This is a genomic window from Ralstonia sp. R-29, from assembly GCF_049913345.1.
In the GTDB taxonomy this organism is placed as follows: Bacteria; Pseudomonadota; Gammaproteobacteria; order Burkholderiales; family Burkholderiaceae; genus Ralstonia.
The window spans coordinates 1,453,501-1,474,102 of sequence record NZ_CP184378.1 but is presented as its reverse complement, the minus strand read 5'-3'; the positions used below and the strand labels follow the sequence as shown (position 1 = coordinate 1,474,102).

Here is a 20,602-nt window from a genome sequence, read left to right as displayed (position 1 = left end):
CGGTCAGAAGAAGTCTCGAACTGAACGTTGAAATTCTGGCCAGGCTGGCAGGCGATGGCGTGGTTATGGAGTGCGAATGAAAGCGCCAAAATTTTCGGGGAATGGCGTATGAATGACGATATACCCTGCAATGCTGTCTGCAATAGTGATGCATTTCGGATATTTGATCTTAGCAAGTGCGATTGAATTCCAGATGAAGTAGTAATCATCGTTTGTGTCCATGGTGTCAAGAAAGTGCGATACCTCATGTGCTATCACCAAGAGGCGGGAATCTTTCCGGTCATCGTAATCGTCCATTTCACAAAACTTTAGTGCAATGGCGATCGTATGTGTTTTGGTATCTGGCTTGCATACGGCAGCGGCAACTGGCCGTGTTTCTCCGCGAGGACGTCCAGGCGCACATCCAACATGCGTGAGCGCCGTCTCGGACCATCGCACGAAATTTTCTGGTCTCAATGACTGAATCACGCTGAGCATCCGGCTGAGCCCATCGAACAGAGTTTGCTGAATAGAGGCATCTGCAACGCCAAACCAAGTCACAACACTACGTTGGTCTTGTGCATTCCATCGTTGTAGTTCGCCAAAACGAATCTGTATTTTCTTCTCTAGGATTTCGCACAACTCCATAACCTTCGCGGCGAACTGGGCATTGCTCATGTTCGGGCAAATCAACACGGGGTCGTCCGGCAGCATGGATTCTTGATCGGTCTCCTTGAAAGACGACTTTGTGGTCTCGTTGAGCGCCGCCGCTTTCGGCAACGGCTGACCGGCAGGCCCAAAGCCCATCCGCGCAAGCTCTTCATGATCGAAAGAGACATGCATGGTGGACTGCGAGGCGATCAGGCGCGGAGGCGGTTGGCAGCCACAAAGGCAAATATCCTTTTCGAGCAACGCTTGTTTGCCCATGAACCTCAAGGGGCGCATCGGTGGGACGTTGCAAGCCCTGCCTGTTTGCTTGCAAGCAGGGCAATAGATGCTCGCGCCGTGGTAGGAAAGCGGTGTTCCGTGATGTTTGGAAGCGGGTTCGCCCTCGATAACTGTGCCGCCCGCTGTGGTTTTGTCTCCCAGCTTGATTAACGCTCTTCGCAAAGCGATCTCCTGAAGCATTTTTAAAAACGCTTTGCAGAATAAGCGAGATGTACTTTATTTATTTCCGCGGTGACGATATTTATCAGTTAAGTCAGATGAATGTCTGGGGTACGGAACCTTAAAGGGCGGGGGGCAGGGCATTCGTTCTGCGTGGGCTGAAAAGGCAACCGCTGCTTGTCCGACGCAGCCGGCGGACGGCCAAACGGTCATACGCCTCCAGCTCGTGCGCAATCAAGCGGCGGTGGTGATCGGGCAGCGCCAGCAGTAGTGGCGTCACTGCCGCAGGCTCAGATCGATCTGCACCACCAGCGTGGGAAGCATCACCGGCAAGGTTAGCGCCACGGCGGCGAAAAAGATCCCCGCCGCCGGCAAACGTCAGGTGCTTGAGCGGATCTAGATCAAGTTCAAACGACCCGACGGGGCACATCGTAAAGCTGCGCGCTAGACGATCGTGTTCGCCACCGGCAGGAGCAGAGTGAGCGCGGCTTCATGAGGGCCGTCCTCGCTCTTGTTTTCGTCTGCCGGCTATTCAGCGGCGCGAGGCATCACCCATTCACAATCTCTCCCCCATTCGGATGCAGCGTCTGCCCCGTCATATAGCTCGCGTCGGCAGACGCCAGAAAGATATAGCAGGGCGCCACCTCATCCGGCTGCCCGGCGCGGCCCAGCGGCTCGTTGCTGCCAAATTTGGCAACGTGTTCGGCATCGAAGGTGGACGGAATCAGCGGCGTCCAGATGGGCCCCGGGGCCACGGCGTTCACCAGGATGCCCTTCTCTGCCAATTGCTGTGCGAGTGACCGCGTAAACGCCACGATTGCGCCCTTGGTGGCGGCGTAGTCCACCAAGTGCCCGCTACCTCGAAACGCCGTGACCGAAGTCGTGGTGACGATGCGTGCGCCTGCATGCAGGTGCGGTAGCGCGGCGCGCAGCAGATAGAACATCGCGAAGACGTTGGTGCGGAAGGTGCGCTCCAGTTGGACGGGGTCGATGTCGGCCAGGCTCGGTTGCGGGTGCTGTTCTGCCGCGTTGCTCACCACGATGTCGATCTTGCCGAAGGTGGCCACGGCCTGCGTGATCACGGCGCGCGCATGCGCGTCGTCGCCCAGGTCACCCGCAATGGCTTCGCAGCGGCGGCCGGTGGCGCGCACGAGGCGGCAGGTCTGGTTGGCGTCGTCGTGTTCATTCAGGTAGGCAATCAGCACGTCCGCACCTTCCTTGGCAAAGCCGATGGCCACCGCGCGGCCGATGCCGCTGTCACCGCCAGTGACGATGGCCACCTTGTCGGTGAGCCTGCCGCTGCCAACGTAGCCCTCCATTTCTGCACGTGGGGCTGGCGTCATCTCGCCTTCTTTGCCGGGTTGTCGATCCTGGTGTTGCGGGGGTTGGGTTTGAGGTTGGTCTGACATGGCGGGTTCAGGTGAATGGAATGGGTAGTCTGTGTTGCAGCACGCCGCATGCCATGACGGTGGTGTGGCGCCGACTGCGCGGCACGCGGTTTGCTGGGAGTGGCACAGACATTCACACCAAGGGCAGGAGGCGCCATGGACACGCTGCTGTTCCTGTTTGGCGAAGGCAAGGATCTGAACCCCTTGCAGACCGCGTTGCGTGCCGTGGTGGTGTTTGCCATTGGGCTGGCGCTGGTGCGCTTGTCGGGTCGGCGCTCCTTTGGGCAGCGCGCGCCGTTTGACTTTGTGGTTGCTGTGTTGCTTGGCGCGACGCTGAGCCGCGCCATCGTTGGGGCGTCGCCGTTTGTGGCAACGGTGTCGGCATCGCTGGCGCTGGTGGCGGTGCACCGGCTGCTGGGCTGGGCGTGCGCGCGGCTGCCGAAGCTGGAGCGCCTGATTGCCGGGCGTGAGCGTGAGGTGTATCGCGATGGCCGGTTTCATCAAGACCAGTTGGATGCCGCACTCCTGACTCCGGCCGATATCCACGAGAGTGTGCGGCAGACCCTGGGCTCGCGCACGCTGGACGACGTGGACGCCGCCATCCTGGAGCGCAACGGACAGGTGAGCCTGATCCGCAAGCGCCGTTGATGTTCCACCGCACTGCCGGAGCCAAATCATGCGAGACAAACAGCAGCAGGAAAACCGCGAAGCCGAACAACGCCAGGCCGATTGGGCGCAGGCCGAATCGCATCGCAAGCCGGGCGACCGGCCGGCGGATGCCGAAGTGGGCCGACCGGGCAGCACGGCGCCCAAGCCGCAAGGCAAGGAAGACACCTCCCGCCGACTGCGCCAGGGCGAAGTGCCGCTGGGCATCACACGCGACAAGCTGCACGACCCGGGCCGCGAAACCCCGGCCGCCCCACCCACCGACAACCGTAGCTGACGGCCGCTGTGTCCACTGTGCCCCCAGCGGCAGACAAGACCCCGTGGTATCGCCGGCTCGGCCCCGGCTTGGTGACGGGCGCGGCGGACGACGACCCCAGCGGCATCGCCACCTATGCACAAGCAGGTGCGCAGGCGGGCACCAGCATGCTGTGGACGTTGCTGCTGACGTTGCCGCTGATGATCGCCATCCAGCTCGTCAGCGCGCGGCTCGGGCGCGTTTCGGGCGCGGGCGTGGTGGCCAATATCCGGCACCACCATTCACCGTGGCTGGCGTACGCGTTTGTCGCGCTGGTCACGCTGGCCAACATCATCAACGTGGGTGCTGACATTGCCGCCATGGGCGACAGCGTGCGCTTGTTGGTGGGCGGTTCCACGGCGTGGTACGCGTGCGTGTTTGCAGTGGTCACGCTGGCGTTGCAGGTGTGGATTCCGTACCGGCGCTACGCGCGTTATCTGCAATGGATGGCGCTGTCGTTGCTGGCCTATGTGGCCACCGCGTTTGTGGTGAAGGTGGATTGGGCGCACGCCTTGCACGACACCGTGGTGCCACGTCTGCAGTGGTCGCAGGATTACGTGATGACGCTGATTGCGGTGTTTGGCACCACCATCAGCCCGTACCTGTTTGTCTGGCAAGCCGCAGGTGAAGTGGAAGAGACCCGCTTGGCCGAAGGTGAGGCGCCGCTCAAGCAAGCGCCGTGGCAGGCAGAACAGCAGCTTGCGCGCATCCGGCTCGATACTACCGTCGGCATGGTGGTGTCGGCGGTGATCGCGTTCTGCATCATGTTGACGGCGGCGTATGCGCTGCACCCTCACGGCATCACGCAGATCCGCACCTGCGCGGAGGCGGCCCAGGCGCTCAAGCCCGTGGCGGGCCGGTTTGCGCAGGCGCTGTTTGCGCTGGGTGTGGTTGGCACGGGTCTACTGGCCGTGCCGGTGCTGGCGGGCTCCGCTGCGTATGCGGCCGCTGAAGCCTTCCGCTGGCGCAGCAGCCTGGAAGCGGCCCCGGCCCGCGCGCCCAAGTTCTACCTGTTTCTCGCCTTGGTGATGCTGGTAGCGACGACCATGGTTTTCCTCCCGATCGAACCGTTCCGCTTGCTCTACTGGTCTGCGGTGCTCAACGGCGTGGCCGCCACGCCGGTCATGGTGATGCTGCAGCTGATGTCACGCCGCAAGGCGGTCATGGGCCCCTTCCGCAGTTCTCCGCTGCTGCACGGCGCCGCGTGGGCCGCCACGTTGTGTATGTGCGCCAGCACGCTGCTCTTCTTCGCGCTGGCCGTGCGGGGTGGTTGACGCGTCAGGCATTCGGGTTGCGTCCACTCCGGTTAGATCGTTCAGATGAGGAGGCGCGCCAATGAGCCGCGCGCTGCACGACCGTGTCGCGGGCCTGGGGCCGGTGCTGGTGATTTCGCCGCACTTTGACGACGCGGTGTTCTCTTGCGGCAACATGCTCGCCGCGCATCACGGCAGCCACACCGTGACGGTGTTCGGCGGCGCGCCACCCCTCGCCATGTGCACGGAGTGGGACCACGCCGCCGGCTTTGAAGACTCCAACGCCGCCGTGGCCGTGCGCCGGCTGGAAGACACACAGGCGCACGCACAGGTGAGCGCCACCGTGCACCACCTCGGGTTTTGCGACAGCCAGTATGCGCAAACGCCTTCCGTGGCGGATCTGGCCGGCGCCCTGCATCGGGTGATCGCGCGGCATGCGGCCGAGGCGGTGTTCGTACCGCTCGGCCTGTTTCACAGCGACCACGTGCTGGTGCACGAAGCCGTGCTGACGCTACCGTCCAAGCTACCGGGCCGGCTCTGGATCGGCTATGAGGATGCGCTCTACCGGCGCGGGCGGGGTGTGGTGCAGCAGCGCATCGTCACGCTGGCTGGGCAGGGCGTGGTGGCTACACCCGTCACACCGGCCATCGCCCTGGACGGCCGTCAGAAGCGCCGTGCTGTGAGTTGCTATGCCAGCCAGTTGCGCGCCTTCGGCCCCGGCGGCATCGACGACGTCCACCAACCGGAACGCTTCTGGTTGCTTGAACCTCAGCAAGGAGGCCTCGACCATGCAAACGCAATCGTTTGAAGACACCCGCGCCGCGCACCCGCTGTGTTCCATCGTCGTACTCACGCATAACCGTGCCGCCACGGTGCTCGACACGCTGGCCAAGTTGACGGCGCTGGCTGAGCCATGGCCGATTGTGCTGGTCGACAACGGCTCTACCGATGGCACTGCGGACCAGGTGGCTGCACGCTTTCCTGGCGTGTCGGTGGTACGCGCGCCGCGCAACTACGGCGCCGCTGGCCGCAACCTGGGGGTGGCCACGGTCGATACACCGTACGTGGCCTTTTGCGATGACGACACGGCCTGGCTGTCGGGGTCGATCGCGCGGGCGGTGGACGTGCTGCAGCGGTATCCGTCCGTGGGGGTGGTGGCGGCGCATATCCTGGTCGGCCCCACGCGCCGGGACGACACCGCGTGCGAGCCAATGGCCGCCAGCACGCTGCCCGCTGAAGGGCTGCCCGGACCGGCACTGCTAGGTTTCATGGCGGGCGCGTGTGTCATGCGCACACGCGCCTTTACCGAGGCGGGCGGCTACCGCCGCGACCTCTTCATCGGCGGCGAGGAGAGCGTGCTGGCGCTGGACTTGGTCGATGCAGGCTGGCACATCGTCTATTGCCGTGAGGTGGTCACGCACCACAACCCATCGCCGGTGCGCGACGTCATGCAGCGCCGTGCACTGCTGACGCGCAACGAACTGCTGAGTGCGTGGCTACGGCTGCCGCAGGATCTCGCTTGGCGCGTCACTGGCCGAGCGTTGCGCGCCATGGCCGAACAGGGCGTGCTGGGCGAGGCACTACCCGCGGCGCTGGCCCGCCTGCCGCGCGTGCTGCTGCATCGGCACACCGTGCAGCCCGGCACCGCCGCACTGTGGCGCCAGATGGATGCCGACCGCCAGCGCCAGCGCGCGATTCCTACCCTCTCGGTAGGCTAGACAGCGTTAAACAAGCGCGGGCATCGGCGCCAGGAAAAACTGCTGCCGGAAATATTCCACCGTGCGTGCCAGCCCCACTTCGAGCGCAGTGCGAGGCTCCCAGCCGAGCACCTCGCGCGCGAGTGCGATGTCGGGGCACCGTTGCGTCGGGTCATCTTGCGGCAGCGGGTGGAAGACGAGTTCAGAGTTCGACCGCGTGCACGCCACGATCTGCCGGGCGATGTCCAGCATGCTCATCTCCGCCGGGTTGCCCAGGTTGACCGGCCCGGCAAATTCCGGCGGTGTGTTCATCAACCGCACCAGCGCATCGATCAGGTCATCGACATAGCAGAAGGCGCGCGTCTGGCGGCCGTCGCCGTACAGTGTGATGGGCTCGCCGGCCAGGGCCTGCATGATGAAGTTGGAGACCACGCGTCCGTCATTGGGGTGCATGCGCGGGCCGTAGGTGTTGAAGATGCGCGCCACCTTGGCGTCCAGACCATGCTGGCGGCGATAGTCCATGAACAGCGTTTCGGCGCAGCGTTTGCCTTCGTCGTAGCACGAGCGCACGCCGATGGGGTTGACGTTGCCCCAGTACGCCTCGGTTTGGGGATGCTCGTGCGGGTCGCCATACACCTCGCTGGTGGAGGCCTGCAGGATGCGCGCGCCCAGCCGCTTGGCCAGCCCCAGCATGTTGATCGCGCCGTGCACGCTGGTCTTTGTCGTTTGCACCGGGTCGTGCTGGTAGTGGATGGGCGAGGCGGGGCACGCCAGGTTGTAGATATCGTCCACCTCCACATAGAGCGGGAAGGTGATGTCGTGCCGCAGCACCTCGAAGCGCGGGTGGCCGAGCAGATGGGCGATGTTGCGCTTGGTGCCGGTGTAGAAATTGTCGACGCAGAGCACGTCGTGCCCGTCGCGCAGCAGTCGGTCGCACAGGTGCGAGCCGAGGAAACCGGCGCCGCCGGTCACCAGCACGCGGCGCTGGTCGCGCCAGTGGTGGTGGGGTTCCGGGTGGCCGGGGTGATGCGGGTCGCCATGGTGTCTCATGCGGCCACCTCCTTGCTCGTGTTGGTCATGACGGCATCGAACGCGTCAAGCCAATCGGCGACGAAGCGCTCGATGCCAAAGCGCGCACGTGCCGTCTCGCGCGCGGCGTCACCCCAGCGGCGGGCGAGGGCGGGATCGTGCAGCAGCGTGCGCATGGCGTCGGCTAGCGCATCGGGGCGCGTGTCGACGTAGCCGTTGTGGCCGCTGTGGATGACGGTGCTCATCTCCGTGGTGGCCAAGCCCACGATGGGCATGCCGATGGTCATGGCTTCCACCACCGCCAGCCCCAGGCTGGTGTAGCGGATGGGGTTGAAGAAGAAGCGATAGCGCGCGCAGAAGCCGGGTAGCTCGAGGTTGCCCACCTCGCCGATGCCGCCAGCGTCTTCCGCGCCCATGCCGACGAGGTCGAGCGGCACTTGCGCGCGCAGCGTGTCAAACACATCGGCACCCAAGCGGCGCCCGCGTTTGCGCAAGTGGTTGACCACGACGATGCCGCGCGCCAGCTCGCCGCTGTAGCGGGCCGGCACGGGCAAGTGCACGCCGTGCTCGATGACGCGCGTGGGCGTGATGCCGCTGTCCCACATCAGCGCGTTGAAGGGCGTGACATGCACCAGCAGCACGTTCGGGTCTTGCACCCAGTGTTGGGTGTTGGTGGGGTGCTCCTGCGGCGGATCGTGCTCGAGGTACAGCGTGGGCAGGGCACGCTGGGCGGCGCTGAGCACCGTCAAGCGGTCGTGCTCCCAATGCGAGCGGTGCTGATACAGCACGGCATCGAAGCGCTGTTCCGCCACGGCATCGAACGGCACCTCGTGCACGTTGTCGCCCCAGGGCAGCGCGCCCACCTTACCGGCATAGCCAGGCGGCACACGGCCCGTTGCATCGGGTGGCCTTGTCACCAAGTAGAAGTCGTGCGGCACCTGCGAGAGGTAGTACAGATAGTTGCCATGCACATGCCATGTGAGGATGCGCAGGCGGCGCGATGGAGTGCGAGTCATGGCGCGGTGTTCTCAAGAATGGGCGCGCGGCGCTGCGGAGTGCTGCGCGAGGGCCGCATCTGCACGTCGGGGTTGAAGAGCGCGCCATAGGCGGCGTCGAGCACCTGTTGCACGGAGATGTCGCCCGCGCACTCGTGGCCGGTGGGGCAGGTCCAATGCATGCACGGCCGGCAGGCGGGGTGGCTGGCCAGCACGCGATGCAGCGTGTGGTCTGCGGGGGCCCAGCGGGCAACGTCGCTGCCGCAGGCGATGACCACGCTCGGCGCACGCACCGCCGCTGCCACATGGGAGACACCCGTGTCATTGCAGATGAGCAGGCGCGCGAGCCGCAACAGCGCGGCCAACCCGCCAAGCGAGGTCTGCCCCACCACGGAGGCCGAACGCTGGCGCATGTGGCCGCGCACCGCGTCTACCAATTCGGCTTCAGACGGCGCCCCCGTCAGCACCACATGAAAGCCACTCAGGACCAGCGTGTCGGCGACGACCGCAAAGCGCTCCGGCCACCACCGCCGCGATGGCATGCGCGCGCCGGGGTGCAGGCAGACGAGGCGGTCACGATCCAGCGCGTGGCGGCGCAGCAGGGCCAGCGCTTCGGCATAGTCATCCCGCCGCAGGGGAAAGTCCGGGATGGGCGGCACCGCCGGCGCGCCCAGGTGCGTGAGCAGTGCCAGCAGCCGCTGCGCTTCGGGCAGTCGTTCAGGCCATGGCAGAAGGGCGGTCTGCGCCTGACGCGTCGTTGCCCCTTCCGGCTGGAAGCCAAATACATGACGCGCGCCGAAGTGCCGGACAACGTCTGTCGATTGCGGCCCGCTGCCATGCAGGGCAATGGCCACATCAAAGCGGCGCGCCTGCATGTCGGCGTAGAAGGCATGCGTGGCCGTGGGGGTGGCGGCCCCCGCTTCTGGAAACGCCTCACCCCCGGGAAAGACCGCAAAGTCATTCAGCAGATCGGCATAACGCTGTTGAAACTGCTGCGCCCACGGCAGACCGACCAGCGTGATATGCGCGCGTGGCGCTGCCGCCCGCAAGGCCCGCAGCGCGGGCACGGCACATAGCATGTCGCCGAGTTGCAGGGCGCGAAAGACGGCGATGCGGCGCGCACCGCGCAAGAGAGCAGCGGTTGTCATAGGAACCACACCCGAAAGTGCCATGCCCCGCGCACGCGCCAGTACAGCGCCAGCGGTGGAATGACGATGGAGGTCCACAGCATCTCCGCCACATGGCGGACGGTGTGGGTGGTGCCGCGCAGACGCAGCATCGCAAAGCGCAGCGTGAGCGCCAGCCACACCAATGCCGCGCCAGCAGCCACCCACGGCCGATGCATCAGCAGGGCCGCAAGCGCCACCGTGATCGCCGCACCCATGCCGTAGTAGTGCCACGGCGGCACGGGCCGGATGCGGCTGCGATAGCGCTGCGGATGCTTCTTGTAGAGCAGAGCGTCATAGAACACTTTGCGCTGTTGCGACACGCTCACGCCCCACGGCGCCGGCCGCACAGGGTGGTGCATCAGCGCGCCGGGTGCCTCGGCAATGTGCCCGCCCGCATCAAGGATGCGGAACTGCAAGTCCGAGTCTTCTCGCCAGGCCAGGCGGAATCGCTCGTCAAAACCACCGATCCGCTCCAGCATCGCACGCCGCACAAAGCAGTTGGCGGTGACGAACTCCGCCCGGGTGAGGCCGCTGGCGTCGCGCTCGTAGTCGGTGGGGCGGGCAGGTAGCGGCATGCGGATGGCACCGGTGGCGGCGTCGGGTGGCGTGCCGCCATCAGGCGCGGTCATGACGCGCCAGCCTTCGGCCAGCCATGTGGGCGCGGGGATAGTGTCGTCGTCGGTGAAGGCGATGATGGCGCCACGGGCTTCTTGCCAGCCGCGGTTGCGTGCGGCGGCGGGGCCTTGCGTGTGGCGCACCGGCACATACCGCACGCGCCAGGCCGGCGCGGCTGCGGCAAATGCGTCGACCGCCGCGCGCGTGGCGTCGTCCGGGCCATCATCCGCCACGACCAGTTCCAGGCGGTGCGCGTCGAATGTCTGGGCGCGCAGACCGTCGAGGCAGCGTTGCAGCATCTGCGGGCGTTTCCATGTGGCAATCACCACCGAGATGGAGGGCGCCTCGCGCGCTGCAGCCACGGTCGACACATCAAACGGCATCGGCTGGTTCATGCGACCCCCGCCAGGCCTTTCGCATGGGCGCCTGCACTGTGTTGCGCGCTACCGGTTTGCAGCGTTTTGCGCACCAGGAACGGCCCGATCACCAGCGCATCCAGCGGGGACGTCCAGAACGATTCCACCGCATCGCGCGGGCAGCACACCATGGGCTCACCGCGCGTGTTGAATGACGTGTTGACCAGAATCGGCACGCCGGTGCGGCGCTCAAACGCCGCCAGCAGGTCGTAATACAGCGGATGCTGGCGGCGGTTGACCGTCTGCACGCGCGCGGTGCCATCCACGTGGCGCACGGCGGGAATCTGCACGGCGCGGTCTTCGCGCACATCAAACACAAAGAGCATGAACGGCGCCGGGTGCGCGCCCACAAACCAGTCGGCCGCGCGGTCTTCCATGACGACCGGGGCGACGGGGCGGAAGTCTTCGCGGTCTTTGATCTCGTTCAAGCGCGCCTGCATGTCAGCGGGGATCGGTGAGGCGAGGATCGAGCGGGCACCCAGCGCGCGTGGGCCGAATTCCATCCGGCCCTGGAACCAGCCGATCACCTGGCCCTGCGCGAGCAAGTCAGCGGTTTGCTCGGCAATGTTGTCCAACCGCTCGAACGGCAATTTCGACCAAGTGAGGAACTGCTCGATCTCTTCGTCGCTGTAGGCCGGCCCGAGGTAGGCGTGGTCCATCTTCCACAGGCGTTGCTTGGTGCCGCGCGCTTGATAGTCCGTCCACAGCGCGGCGCCGAGCGACGTGCCCGCATCGCCGGCGGCGGGCTGCACCCACACTTGTTCGAAGGGGCCCAGGTCGCGCACACGCGCGTTCATCACACAGTTGAGCGCCACACCGCCCGCCATGGCCAGGTAACGCGCACCGGTGGCCTGGTGCAGCCATTGGCTCATGGTCAGCACGGTCTCTTCCAACACCTGCTGCAGCGAGCGCGCAATGTCGAAGTGGCGCTGCTCCATCGGGCCGCCACGTTGGCGGGGCGGGCCAAAGCGGGCTTCGAGCTGCAGCGGCGCGACGGTGTAGCGACCATCGGCGCTCACGGTTACCCATTCGCGGAACACGTCGACATAACGCGGCTGCCCGTAGGACGCCAGCGCCATCACCTTGTATTCATCGGACGAGCGCAGAAAGCCCAGGTAGTCCGTCACCTCTTCATAGAGCAAGCCAAGCGAGTGCGGCAGATCGACCTGTTGCAGGCGCGTGTATTCGCCATTGCGGAACAGCCCGTATGACGTGGTGGCGCGTTCGCCGCGGCCATCCATGGTGAGCACGGCGCAATCATCGAATGGTGCCGCCAGGAACGCGCTGGCCTCGTGCGCCAGATGGTGTTCTACGTATGACCAGCGGAACGGCCCGTTGTGATTCACGTTGGCAAAGCGTGCACGCAGGTGATGTGGTGCGCCGCCTGCCAGTTGGCGCGGGGCATTCATCACGTAGGAGAGGAACAGCGGGTCCCACGGGGCGGCGTCGGGTGGCAGATCCAACTGCGCGGAAGGTTCCAGCGGCAGTGCGATGTGCGTGTGCGCCGGCAGGTTGGCCAGCTTGGCTGGGTCTAGCGAATAGGCGATCTGATCCACGCGGGCCAGGTCGATGCCGGCCTCGGCCAGGCAATAGTCGATGGCGTGGTACGGCAACTGCCATGTGGAAAACGGTACCGGCCGCTTGGCGTGCTTGACGTGCGTAAAGCGTTCGTCTTCTGCGGCAGCAATGACCACGCCGTCGCGCACCAGCGTGGCCGACGAGTCGTGATACGCCGCGTTGATGCCGAGGGTGTAGAGCGGTTTGGCTTCCGATTTGGCGTGCATGCAAGGCTCCGGGAATCGAGAGTTCTGGTCGACGGTTCAGGTTTCAGACAACGGGCGCGGCCACGGAGGGCGTTGCCAATGGGGCAGCGGGCCATAGCGCCTGCGCCACGCGCTCCGGTTGCCACAGCGCGTGCGCCGCCGCGATGACGTCGTCTTCCGCCACGCCAGTCAGACAGGCCTGATGGCCGAGCGGGCAGACACTGCGATAGCAGTAGCGGCAGGGCACGTCGTGCGAGAGCACCGCATGCGGCACGGCCCATGGCGTGTGTTGCGGGTTGGTGAGCGCATACAGGTCCACCACGGGGGTTTGCGTGGCCGCTGCCAGATGCACAGGGCCGCTGTTGTTGGACACCAGCAGCGCGGCGCCTTCAATGAGCGCAGCCAATTCGCCCAGCGTGAAAGCGCCCGCGAGGTCGAACACGCGCTGCCCGGCTGCGACACCCTCCGCACACACCTGCTGCACGAGGTCGGCTTCTGCCGGCGAACCGGTCACCAGAACAGCGCAGCCGTAGCGCTGCGCCAGAGTGCGTGCGACCTGCGCAAAGCGCTCCGGCGGATACCGCCGCGATGCTGCCGTGGCGCCCGGATGCAGCACGATCCACGGCGCCGCAGTGCTGATGCCGAGCTGGCCCAGCTTGGCGCGCACGGCATCGCGGTCGTGCGGCAGCACCTTGAAGCGCAGCCGTTGCGACAACTGCGCAGGCACATCGGCCACGTGGCGAATCAGATCCAGCTGGCGCCGCACCTCGTGGCGCACGTCACCCGGCGCGGTGGCGGCAATGCGCGCATCTGGGTCGGCAATCCAATCCGTCAGCAGCGCGTAGGGGTTCTCGCGGCAGTGTGCCAGGCGCAGCGGAATGCCGGCCAGAAAGCCCAGCATGGCCGCCGGCAACGGGTTCTGCGTATGCACGGTAAAGATGACGGCGGCATCGAAATGACCTTCGCGCAACGTGTTGACCAGCGCGTGGGTTTGCGCAGCGTCCGCGGTGTTCACATGCTTGGCCCACGGCACATCGCAGGCGATGACGCTGTCGATGTCGTTCAGGTGCGGCTGTGCGATGGCCCCCGCGTGCGAGGTCAATAGTGCGAGATGCCGGCCGGCGGGTCCGCTGGTTTTGAGTGCGTGGAAGGCCGGTGTGGTCATTACCACGTCGCCTAGGTTGTCGGGCCGCACGCATAGGATGCGGCTCGCCTGGGCCCACACCGCGCGACGCTCCGGAATGCCGGCGGGGCTCATACCATGGCCTCCGCATGCACGGTGTGGTGCGCGTGCTGGGCATGATGAGCAACCACGATGGCCGCCGCTTCATCAAAGCGCGTAACGATGTAATCCGGCACGCGCAATCGGCCAGGCTCCCAGCGCGTTTCATTGCCGTTGGCGATGAGGATGGTGCGGCAGCCCGCGTGGCGGCCGGCCTCCACGTCGTTGAGGATGTCGCCGATCATCCAGGAAGTATCCAGATCGATGCCGTGCGCGTTGGCCGCCTGGCGCAGCAGGCCATCGCGCGGTTTGCGGCAGGTGCAGCCCGAGGTGCCGTCGGCCAGCGGTGCGTGCGGGCAGAAGAAGAAGCCGGATAACGTGGCGCCGTGCTCGGCAAACAGCTCGCGCAGGCGCTGCGCCACGGCTTCCAGCGCCTCTACCTGAAAGTAGCCGAGCGCGACGCCGGGCTGGTTGCTCACCACGATCAGCGGTAGGCCGGTGCGCGCCAGCAGCTGTAGGCCGTCACCCGTGCCGGGCGCCAGCACGATGCGCGCCGGGTCCACGTTGTAGGGAACGTCTTGCAGCAGCGTGCCGTCCTTGTCGAGAAAGATGGCGCTGTCGGTGTGCAAGGAGGCGGGCTGCGTGGTCAGCATCAGGGCCATGACGTTTCCCGCATCGGCAGCACCATCACCTCGGGGATCACCGTTTCCGGCGGTTGCAGCAGCACGAAGCGCACGGCCGCCGCCACGTTGGCGGGGTCCTGCAGGTTGTCGGTATCGATATCGGGAAAGCGGTCGAGCAGAAACGGTGTGCGCATGCCGCCGGCAATCACCGCAGACACCTTGATGCCGTGCGGACGCAGCTCGGCATGCAGTGCGTGCGACAGCCCCAGCAGCCCCCACTTGGTGGCGTGATACACCGAGGCATTGGGCCACGCGCGGCGCGACGCGGTGGACGCAATGTTGACGATGGCGCCGCTGGCACGCTTGCGCATCAGCGTGCTGGCGTGCTTGGCCAGCAGGAACGGGCCACGCAGATTGGTGCGCACCACGCGGTCCCAGTCGTCCACGTTCAGTTCGTCAATGGGCAGGGTGATGTCGATGGCGGCGTTGTTGATGACGGCATCGACGCGGCCAAAGCGGTCGACCACATCATCGAGCGCGCCACGTACGGCGGCTTCGTCGCCCACGTCCAGTGCAATCGCGTGCGATTGACCGCCGTCGGCGATCAGCTCAGCGGCGGTGCGGTCGGCGGAGTCGGCATCCAGGTCAGTGGCCACGATGGTGGCGCCCCCAGCGGAAAGCGCGCGGCTGATGGCGGCGCCCAGCCCGCGGCCGGCCCCCGTGACGACGATGACCTGCTCGCGCAGTGTGGGCGGGGTGGAAGCGTTGGATTTGAGATCGGTCTGAGTCATTGGGCAGTGGTCACAGTGGTCAGTGATATTCGGCAGTGAAGGAAGTCAAGCCGCCATACCGGCCAGCGCAGTCAACGCGGCGGTGTTGGCGCTGGGCTCGGTACCGTGCATGCGGGCTTCGGCACGGGCATGGGATTCGATGGCTTTCAGGTAGGCCTTTTCAAGCTGGCCCGCCACGCCCAGCCACGTGTAGAGCATGCGGGCGCGCACCAGCCCGGCCTGGCCTAACTCGCGGCACAACTCGGGTTGCTGCATCAGTTGCAGCAGGCGTGCGGCGAGCGCCTGCGGGTCTTTGGGCGGCACCAGAAAGCCGGTGCGGCCATCGCGCACGGTGGAGCGGATGCCGCCCACATCCGCGCCGATCACCGCGCGCCCGCAGGCCATCGCTTCCACCGGGGTGATGCCGAACGGCTCGTACCAGGGCGTGCTGACGAACACATCGCAGGCGCTGTACCAGGCGCGCAAATCCGCGCGGCCGCGCTTGCCGACGAAGATGGTCTGTGACGCAACCCCGGCGTTGGCCGCCACGGCTTGCAGTCGCGCGAGTTCGGGTGTGGCCGCTGGGTCGGGCGCGACGGTGTTGCCGCCCACCACATACAGGCGCACGCGCTGGCGCGCCTCGGGCGGCAGCTTGCCGATGGCCTCGATGACGTTGTCCACGCCCTTGCGCGCGACCATGCGGCCAAGCTGCAGCACGACAAACGCATCCGCCGGTACGCCCAGGCGGCGCCGCGCCTCGGCGCGGTCGATGGGGGCGAATTCCGCCGCATCAAAGCCGCACGGCACCACGTCGATCTGCTCGGCGCGGGCGTGGTACAGCGTTTCCAGGTCGGCCTGGTCTTGCGGGCATTCGGCGATGAGGCGGTCGGCGCGCTGCACCAACGTGTCTTCAATGGCGAAGCGCGCGTCGGGAAAACCATCCGCGCTGCCTTGATGCAACCGGCGCACACGGCCAAGCGCATGAAACGTCATCACCAGTGGCAGGTGCAACCGCGTTGCCGCCGCCAGAGACGCCAGCCCCGACATGAAGAAGTTGGCGTGGATGACGTCGTAGCCATCACCGGCCGCGTGGGCTTGCGCGCAGTGGTTCAGCAAGCTGCGGCCGAAGGCATGCATGTGCGGCAGCAACGCCTCCTTGGGCAAGACGGCAGCCGGCCCTGCCGCCACGTGGACGACGCGGCATCCGTCATCAAACGCTTGAACCTCGGGCTGAGTGGGGCGCTCGCGGCGTGTGAACACATCGACCCGATGGCCCAGCCGCGCGAGCTGCCGTGCGACATGACGCACGTAGACGTTCTGTCCGCCGCAGTCCACGCCGCCCAGGTCGGCGAGTGGCGAGGCATGTTCACTGACCATGGCGATGCGCATGTTGTCCTCCTCTTGTTGTGGGGCCGATGGCGATATGGATCGTTTTAGGGTCTGTTGACGTCTAAACGCCCGCCCGCAAGGACCAGAAAGGCCGCAGGGCTAGGCGTGGACGGCGCCGCTTAGCCAGCTAAGCAAGCCGGCCGCAACACCGCCATGCGGCCTTTCTGCTCCTTGCCCTTCGGGTTGACCCGATCAGGGGCCATCTGCTTTGTCGGCACGCCTTGCAAAGGGAATGACCCTTTGCTGCGGCGTCCTTCGCGCATCTGGCCCCTGCTCGGGTCAACGGGCGGGCGTTTAGACGTCAACAGACCCTACGCCACGTGCGAGCGTCCTCAGCAGCCGGCGTGCCACCGCGCGCAACCTTGTGTGGCGGGGCATTGCGGGCGGCGTTGGGAGGCGCGGGGCAGAAGTGTTTCTCGCTTGTCCGGACAAGCGTTTACGGCAAGGTGTATGGGCGGCGCGCGAGCGGGTGCGGTGTGTGCCCGTGGCTACCGTGTCACCGCGTGCGCTGGCGTGCCACGGGGCGGGGCGCAGGCGGCTCGCGTAATTCTTACGTGGGGAATCAGGAGAAACGCAGCGGCGACGGCATCACGCCCATCGTCTGCTGCGAGCTACTGCTATTGATCGGCTGGCCTCAACCGAGCCGCAGCGTGCCCGCTGTGCCGGCGGCTGCTTGTTTGGCGATGGCGCGCAGGCATGCCGCCACCACATGCGCGAAGGCTTCGTCATAGAACGGCAGCGCACCGCTGACTCCGACCACAATGCCGTCGAGCACGGCGCTGCCCCACAGGTTGGTGTCGCCGGCGCGCAGCACGTGCGGGCGCAGCGCCTGCAGTGCGTGCGTGCTCATGCCGTGCTGCCAGGCCAGGCGGGCCTTGGCGCGGGCGTATGCGGCGTAGTCCGCATCCCAGAGCGCGCGGTCGCCCACCGAGTGTTCGTAGAGCACCGCGTCGTCGAAGGTGCTATCGCCCGGCGAGCGTGCGGGGTCCATCACCACGATGTGCAGGAAGCCGCTGTCGCCCACCTCCTGCGGGCGCTTCATGGCCTGGGTGATGAGCGGCAATGCCATTTCCACGGCGCGGCGTGCGGCGTCGGCACCGGCAAAGTGGGAGGTGGTGCGCTGCGTGTCGGCGGTGTCAGGAGAAGACGGATCGAAATCGGCCAGCATGCTCATGGAGATTCCTGTGCAGAGTGAGGGGATTCGGGTGCGTGCGATACATGGGCGGGTGCCCGCCGGGCATGGTGTGCATGGAGGACGCTCAGGATGGCGGTGATGAGTTCGCCGCGCTCTGTCGGCTTGGCCAGGTGCAACTGGAACCCGGCCAGCAGCGCACGCGTGCGGTCTTCGGGGCGCGCGTAGCCGGACAGCGCAACCGCGGGCAGACGCGCATCGAGCGGCGTGTCGCGCTGCGTTTCGAGTTCGCGCACTTCGCGCAGCAGGGTGTAGCCGTCTTCGTCGTCGCCGAGCGCAATGTCGGAGAGCAGCACATCGGGCCAGGATTGCGTGGGTGCTGCACGCAAGGCTGCCAAGGCAGGTTTGGCAGCGCCGTATGCGGTGACGGTGGCGCCGTAGTCTTCCAGCAGCAATTGCAGGATGTCGCGCGCGTCCTCCTGGTCATCGACGATGAGCACATGCACACCGGACAGCGCATCGGTGGAGGGCAGCGGCGTGCCCGCCGGTTCGGGCGCATGCGACGGCGTGGCGGCGTCGGTAGTGCTGGACGCGGAGGAACCGGTGGAAGCCGTGGGCGCGGTGAGTGGCGCAGGCAACGGCGCCACGGCGCGGATGGGGAAATCCATCACGTAGGTGGTGCCGCCGCCATGCGCCAGGGGCACGACGGCAAAGCGCCCGCCGTGCTGCTCCACCACGGAGCGGATCCACAGGGGGTCGAGCGTGGGCGTTGGGTTGGGCACCGTGTCGCGCTCGTCCGCAGTTGTGGTGTCGAACGGCCGTGGCTCTTGGCGCAACGCGGTCACGGGTTCCACCGGGTCGAGCATGTCGAACGGTACGGGCGGGGGCGCTGCTGCGGCCGGGCCAACGGTGGAGAGCACGGTGTCCGCTTCAGCCTCGTCCACCGCGCGCGAGGCGGTTGGAATGGCAGCATCGCCCAGGGCGGGGGTAGCGATCGTGTCCGTCACACGCAGTTGCGCCATGCCTTCCACGCGCTCCAGCACGATCTCGATGCGGCTGCCGGGGTGGCTGCCCAGCACGGCATGGCTCAGCACGTCGCCCACGATGCCTTGCAGGCGGCTCGGGTCTCCAGTGATGCTGGGCGTTTCCGACCGGATGACCGAGTACACGGTAATGCGCCGCGCCTCGATGGCTTCACGCAGCCCATCGAGCACGCTCACCACCAGCGCCACCAGGTTGATCGGCTGTTGCGCGAGCCGGTGCTGCGCTTGTTCCAGATCGGACTGTTGACGCTGCAGCGTCCAGAGCTGTGCATACACGCCGCCCGCGGCCAGCAGATCGATGTGACGGCCGCGCTCGACAATGCGGCCTTTCTCCAGCACGACGATCTCGTGTGCATCCACCACGGTGGAAAGCCGATGCGCAATCACCAGCGTGGTGCGGTGCGCTGACAGCCGATCCAGTTCGCGCTGGATGGCACGCTCGGAGCGCGTGTCCAACGCTGAGGTCGCCTCGTCGAAGATCAGGATCGACGGGTTCTTCAGCAGCGCCCGCGCAATGGCAATGCGCTGCTTTTCGCCGCCGGAGAGCTTGAGCCCGCGTTCGCCCACCATGGTCTGGTAGCCCTCGGGCAGCGCGGCAATGAAGTCGTGCACATAGGCCGCGCGCGCGGCATCCATCACCTCGGTCATCGTCGCGCCTTCGCGCCCGTAGGCGATGTTGTAGGCAATGGTGTCGTTGAAGAGGATGGTGTCTTGCGGGACGATGCCGATGGCCCGGCGCACACTGTCTTGCGTCACCACGCGCAGGTCCTGACCGTCGATGGACACGCGCCCCGCCCATGGGTCGTAGAAGCGCAGCAGCAGCCGCGCCAGCGTGGATTTGCCCGAACCGCTGCCACCCACCACCGCCACCGTGTGCCCAGCGGGAATGTGCAGCGACAGGTCATGCAGGATCGGACGCGTGGTCTCGTAGCCGAATTCCACATGGTCGAACTGCACCTCGCCCTGCGTTACGCGCAGCGGTGCGCCATGGGGCAGATCCGCAACTTCGGGCTGCTGTTCGAGCAGATGGAACAGCCGCTCGGCATTGATGGCCGCGTCCTTGGCCTCGCGGAACATAAAGCCCAGCGCGTTGAGCGGCAGGCACACCTGGATGATGTATGCGTTGATCAGTACGAGGTCGCCCACGGTGAGCACGCCACGCGTCACGTCCTGGCCGGCCAACAGCATGACGGTGGCCACCCCACCCGCAATCACGCCGCTTTGCGACACGTGCAGCAACGACAACGCGCGCTGGTTGGCCACGGCCGTGTCGATGCGCTTGCGCAGGATGTCGCGGTAGCGGCGGGCTTCGAAGCGCTCGCTGGTGTACACCTTCACGGCTTCGTGGTTGAGCATGCTGTCGAGCAGCCGGCTGCCGGCGATGGAGTCGAACTCGTTCATCTGCCGCTGCAGGCGCACGCGCCGGCGCGTGAGCAGCACGGTGGCGGTGCAGTAGGCAGCAAACGTCAGCGCGATGGTGACGAGGTACCACCCGCTGTAGCGGCTCATCATGATGACGAGCACGGAGCCGATCTCCACCATGGTCGGCAGGATGGTGAAGAGCGCCACGCCCAGCAGGAATTCGATACCGGTGGTGCCGCGCTCCACATCGCGGATCAGCCCGCCGGTCTGCCGGCTGGCATGAAAGCGCGGCCCGAGCTGGTGCAGGTGCTCGAACGCTTGCGCCATGAAAGCGGCCACGGTGGGCTGCGACACGCGCGAGAACACCATGTCGCGCAACTCGCCGAACAGCGTGCCGCCAAAGCGCAGCACTGCGTAGGCCAGCAGCAGGAAGGCCGGAAACACGCGCACCCTGGCCGCATCGCCAAAGCCATCGACGATCCACTTGAGCACAATGGGCACGCCCACCGCGCACAGCTTGGCCAGCACCAGTAGCGCCACGGCACCCAGCACGCGGCGGCGGTAGCGCCAGATGGCCCGCCACAGCGCCCCAAAGATGCGCTGCTGCAGGCTGGCGCCCGGTTGCGGAGGAGGCGATGCGTTCGTCACTAGGCGAGGGTCCTGGCAGTCTTCCAACGCGGTGTGCGACG

Annotated in this window: 18 protein-coding genes; 5 read left to right on the top strand and 13 right to left on the bottom strand. The window is 66.3% G+C overall.

The window, feature by feature from the left end; genetic code table 11:
- Nucleotides 1-63: 63 nt before the first annotated feature.
- Entirely contained in the window at nucleotides 64-1,107 is a 1,044-nt protein-coding gene (locus ACN9M1_RS23810; protein WP_426399326.1) for a PAAR domain-containing protein, read from the bottom strand.
- 527 nt (nucleotides 1,108-1,634) lie between these two features.
- On the bottom strand, nucleotides 1,635-2,495 hold the full coding sequence (locus tag ACN9M1_RS23805; protein ID WP_426399325.1) for an SDR family oxidoreductase: 861 nt from the start codon (nucleotides 2,493-2,495) through the stop codon (nucleotides 1,635-1,637).
- A 135-nt stretch (nucleotides 2,496-2,630) separates the two neighbouring features.
- Between ACN9M1_RS23805 and ACN9M1_RS23800 the strand changes: the two genes are divergently transcribed.
- From ACN9M1_RS23800 to ACN9M1_RS23780, 5 genes are all read left to right on the top strand, one after another.
- Nucleotides 2,631-3,122 (top strand): DUF421 domain-containing protein, encoded by a 492-nt coding sequence (locus ACN9M1_RS23800; protein ID WP_426399324.1) that lies wholly within the window; start codon nucleotides 2,631-2,633, stop codon nucleotides 3,120-3,122.
- 28 nt (nucleotides 3,123-3,150) lie between these two features.
- Entirely contained in the window at nucleotides 3,151-3,417 is a 267-nt protein-coding gene (locus ACN9M1_RS23795) for a hypothetical protein (RefSeq protein ID WP_426399323.1), read from the top strand.
- An 8-nt stretch (nucleotides 3,418-3,425) separates the two neighbouring features.
- On the top strand, nucleotides 3,426-4,709 hold the full coding sequence (locus ACN9M1_RS23790; RefSeq protein ID WP_426399322.1) for an Nramp family divalent metal transporter: 1,284 nt from the start codon (nucleotides 3,426-3,428) through the stop codon (nucleotides 4,707-4,709).
- A gap of 61 nt (nucleotides 4,710-4,770) precedes the next feature.
- Nucleotides 4,771-5,496: a PIG-L deacetylase family protein gene (locus tag ACN9M1_RS23785; RefSeq protein WP_426399321.1), complete on the top strand. Its 726-nt coding sequence runs from the start codon at nucleotides 4,771-4,773 to the stop codon at nucleotides 5,494-5,496.
- Nucleotides 5,477-6,406, top strand: a complete 930-nt coding sequence (locus tag ACN9M1_RS23780; protein WP_426399320.1) for a glycosyltransferase family 2 protein — start codon at nucleotides 5,477-5,479, stop codon at nucleotides 6,404-6,406. Before ACN9M1_RS23785 ends, ACN9M1_RS23780 begins: the two co-directional genes overlap by 20 nt.
- A gap of 6 nt (nucleotides 6,407-6,412) precedes the next feature.
- Here ACN9M1_RS23780 and ACN9M1_RS23775 read toward each other — a convergent pair whose 3' ends face one another.
- The 11 genes from ACN9M1_RS23775 to ACN9M1_RS23725 form a co-directional block, all read right to left on the bottom strand.
- The gene (locus ACN9M1_RS23775) at nucleotides 6,413-7,435 is read right to left on the bottom strand and encodes a UDP-glucuronic acid decarboxylase family protein (RefSeq protein ID WP_426399319.1); all 1,023 of its coding nucleotides are present in this window, start codon (nucleotides 7,433-7,435) and stop codon (nucleotides 6,413-6,415) included.
- Nucleotides 7,432-8,430 (bottom strand): glycosyltransferase, encoded by a 999-nt coding sequence (locus tag ACN9M1_RS23770; protein WP_426399318.1) that lies wholly within the window; start codon nucleotides 8,428-8,430, stop codon nucleotides 7,432-7,434. Before ACN9M1_RS23770 ends, ACN9M1_RS23775 begins: the two co-directional genes overlap by 4 nt.
- Nucleotides 8,427-9,557 carry a glycosyltransferase family 9 protein gene (locus ACN9M1_RS23765; RefSeq protein ID WP_426399317.1) on the bottom strand — a complete coding sequence of 377 codons (1,131 nt, stop codon included), beginning with the start codon at nucleotides 9,555-9,557 and terminating at the stop codon, nucleotides 8,427-8,429. Before ACN9M1_RS23765 ends, ACN9M1_RS23770 begins: the two co-directional genes overlap by 4 nt.
- Complete coding sequence (locus ACN9M1_RS23760; RefSeq protein ID WP_426399316.1) at nucleotides 9,554-10,588, bottom strand: glycosyltransferase family 2 protein; 1,035 nt, start codon at nucleotides 10,586-10,588, stop codon at nucleotides 9,554-9,556. Before ACN9M1_RS23760 ends, ACN9M1_RS23765 begins: the two co-directional genes overlap by 4 nt.
- Nucleotides 10,585-12,393 (bottom strand): carbamoyltransferase family protein, encoded by a 1,809-nt coding sequence (locus tag ACN9M1_RS23755; protein WP_426399315.1) that lies wholly within the window; start codon nucleotides 12,391-12,393, stop codon nucleotides 10,585-10,587. The genes ACN9M1_RS23760 and ACN9M1_RS23755 overlap by 4 nt, the downstream gene beginning before the upstream one ends.
- A 43-nt stretch (nucleotides 12,394-12,436) precedes the next feature.
- The gene (waaF, locus tag ACN9M1_RS23750) at nucleotides 12,437-13,630 is read right to left on the bottom strand and encodes a lipopolysaccharide heptosyltransferase II (protein WP_426399314.1); all 1,194 of its coding nucleotides are present in this window, start codon (nucleotides 13,628-13,630) and stop codon (nucleotides 12,437-12,439) included.
- Entirely contained in the window at nucleotides 13,627-14,256 is a 630-nt protein-coding gene (locus ACN9M1_RS23745; RefSeq protein ID WP_426399313.1) for a D-glycero-alpha-D-manno-heptose-1,7-bisphosphate 7-phosphatase, read from the bottom strand. The genes waaF and ACN9M1_RS23745 overlap by 4 nt, the downstream gene beginning before the upstream one ends.
- The gene (locus ACN9M1_RS23740) at nucleotides 14,247-15,008 is read right to left on the bottom strand and encodes an SDR family oxidoreductase (RefSeq protein WP_426399312.1); all 762 of its coding nucleotides are present in this window, start codon (nucleotides 15,006-15,008) and stop codon (nucleotides 14,247-14,249) included. The genes ACN9M1_RS23745 and ACN9M1_RS23740 overlap by 10 nt, the downstream gene beginning before the upstream one ends.
- A gap of 45 nt (nucleotides 15,009-15,053) precedes the next feature.
- Nucleotides 15,054-16,376 (bottom strand): glycosyltransferase, encoded by a 1,323-nt coding sequence (locus ACN9M1_RS23735; RefSeq protein WP_426399310.1) that lies wholly within the window; start codon nucleotides 16,374-16,376, stop codon nucleotides 15,054-15,056.
- A 634-nt stretch (nucleotides 16,377-17,010) separates the two neighbouring features.
- Nucleotides 17,011-17,550, bottom strand: a complete 540-nt coding sequence (locus ACN9M1_RS23730) for a hypothetical protein (RefSeq protein WP_426399308.1) — start codon at nucleotides 17,548-17,550, stop codon at nucleotides 17,011-17,013.
- Entirely contained in the window at nucleotides 17,547-20,561 is a 3,015-nt protein-coding gene (locus ACN9M1_RS23725) for an ATP-binding cassette domain-containing protein (RefSeq protein ID WP_426399307.1), read from the bottom strand. The genes ACN9M1_RS23730 and ACN9M1_RS23725 overlap by 4 nt, the downstream gene beginning before the upstream one ends.
- Nucleotides 20,562-20,602: the final 41 nt, after the last annotated feature.

Coding starts and splice junctions, on each gene's coding strand:
- ACN9M1_RS23810 (WP_426399326.1), bottom strand. CDS start 1,107: ATGCTTCAGGAGATCGCTTTGCGAAGAGCGTTAATCAAGCTGGGAGAC.
- ACN9M1_RS23805 (WP_426399325.1), bottom strand. CDS start 2,495: ATGTCAGACCAACCTCAAACCCAACCCCCGCAACACCAGGATCGACAA.
- ACN9M1_RS23800 (WP_426399324.1), top strand. CDS start 2,631: ATGGACACGCTGCTGTTCCTGTTTGGCGAAGGCAAGGATCTGAACCCC.
- ACN9M1_RS23795 (WP_426399323.1), top strand. CDS start 3,151: ATGCGAGACAAACAGCAGCAGGAAAACCGCGAAGCCGAACAACGCCAG.
- ACN9M1_RS23785 (WP_426399321.1), top strand. CDS start 4,771: ATGAGCCGCGCGCTGCACGACCGTGTCGCGGGCCTGGGGCCGGTGCTG.
- ACN9M1_RS23780 (WP_426399320.1), top strand. CDS start 5,477: ATGCAAACGCAATCGTTTGAAGACACCCGCGCCGCGCACCCGCTGTGT.
- ACN9M1_RS23775 (WP_426399319.1), bottom strand. CDS start 7,435: ATGAGACACCATGGCGACCCGCATCACCCCGGCCACCCGGAACCCCAC.
- ACN9M1_RS23770 (WP_426399318.1), bottom strand. CDS start 8,430: ATGACTCGCACTCCATCGCGCCGCCTGCGCATCCTCACATGGCATGTG.
- ACN9M1_RS23765 (WP_426399317.1), bottom strand. CDS start 9,557: ATGACAACCGCTGCTCTCTTGCGCGGTGCGCGCCGCATCGCCGTCTTT.
- ACN9M1_RS23760 (WP_426399316.1), bottom strand. CDS start 10,588: ATGAACCAGCCGATGCCGTTTGATGTGTCGACCGTGGCTGCAGCGCGC.
- ACN9M1_RS23755 (WP_426399315.1), bottom strand. CDS start 12,393: ATGCACGCCAAATCGGAAGCCAAACCGCTCTACACCCTCGGCATCAAC.
- waaF (WP_426399314.1), bottom strand. CDS start 13,630: ATGAGCCCCGCCGGCATTCCGGAGCGTCGCGCGGTGTGGGCCCAGGCG.
- ACN9M1_RS23745 (WP_426399313.1), bottom strand. CDS start 14,256: ATGGCCCTGATGCTGACCACGCAGCCCGCCTCCTTGCACACCGACAGC.
- ACN9M1_RS23740 (WP_426399312.1), bottom strand. CDS start 15,008: ATGACTCAGACCGATCTCAAATCCAACGCTTCCACCCCGCCCACACTG.
- ACN9M1_RS23735 (WP_426399310.1), bottom strand. CDS start 16,376: ATGCGCATCGCCATGGTCAGTGAACATGCCTCGCCACTCGCCGACCTG.
- ACN9M1_RS23730 (WP_426399308.1), bottom strand. CDS start 17,550: ATGAGCATGCTGGCCGATTTCGATCCGTCTTCTCCTGACACCGCCGAC.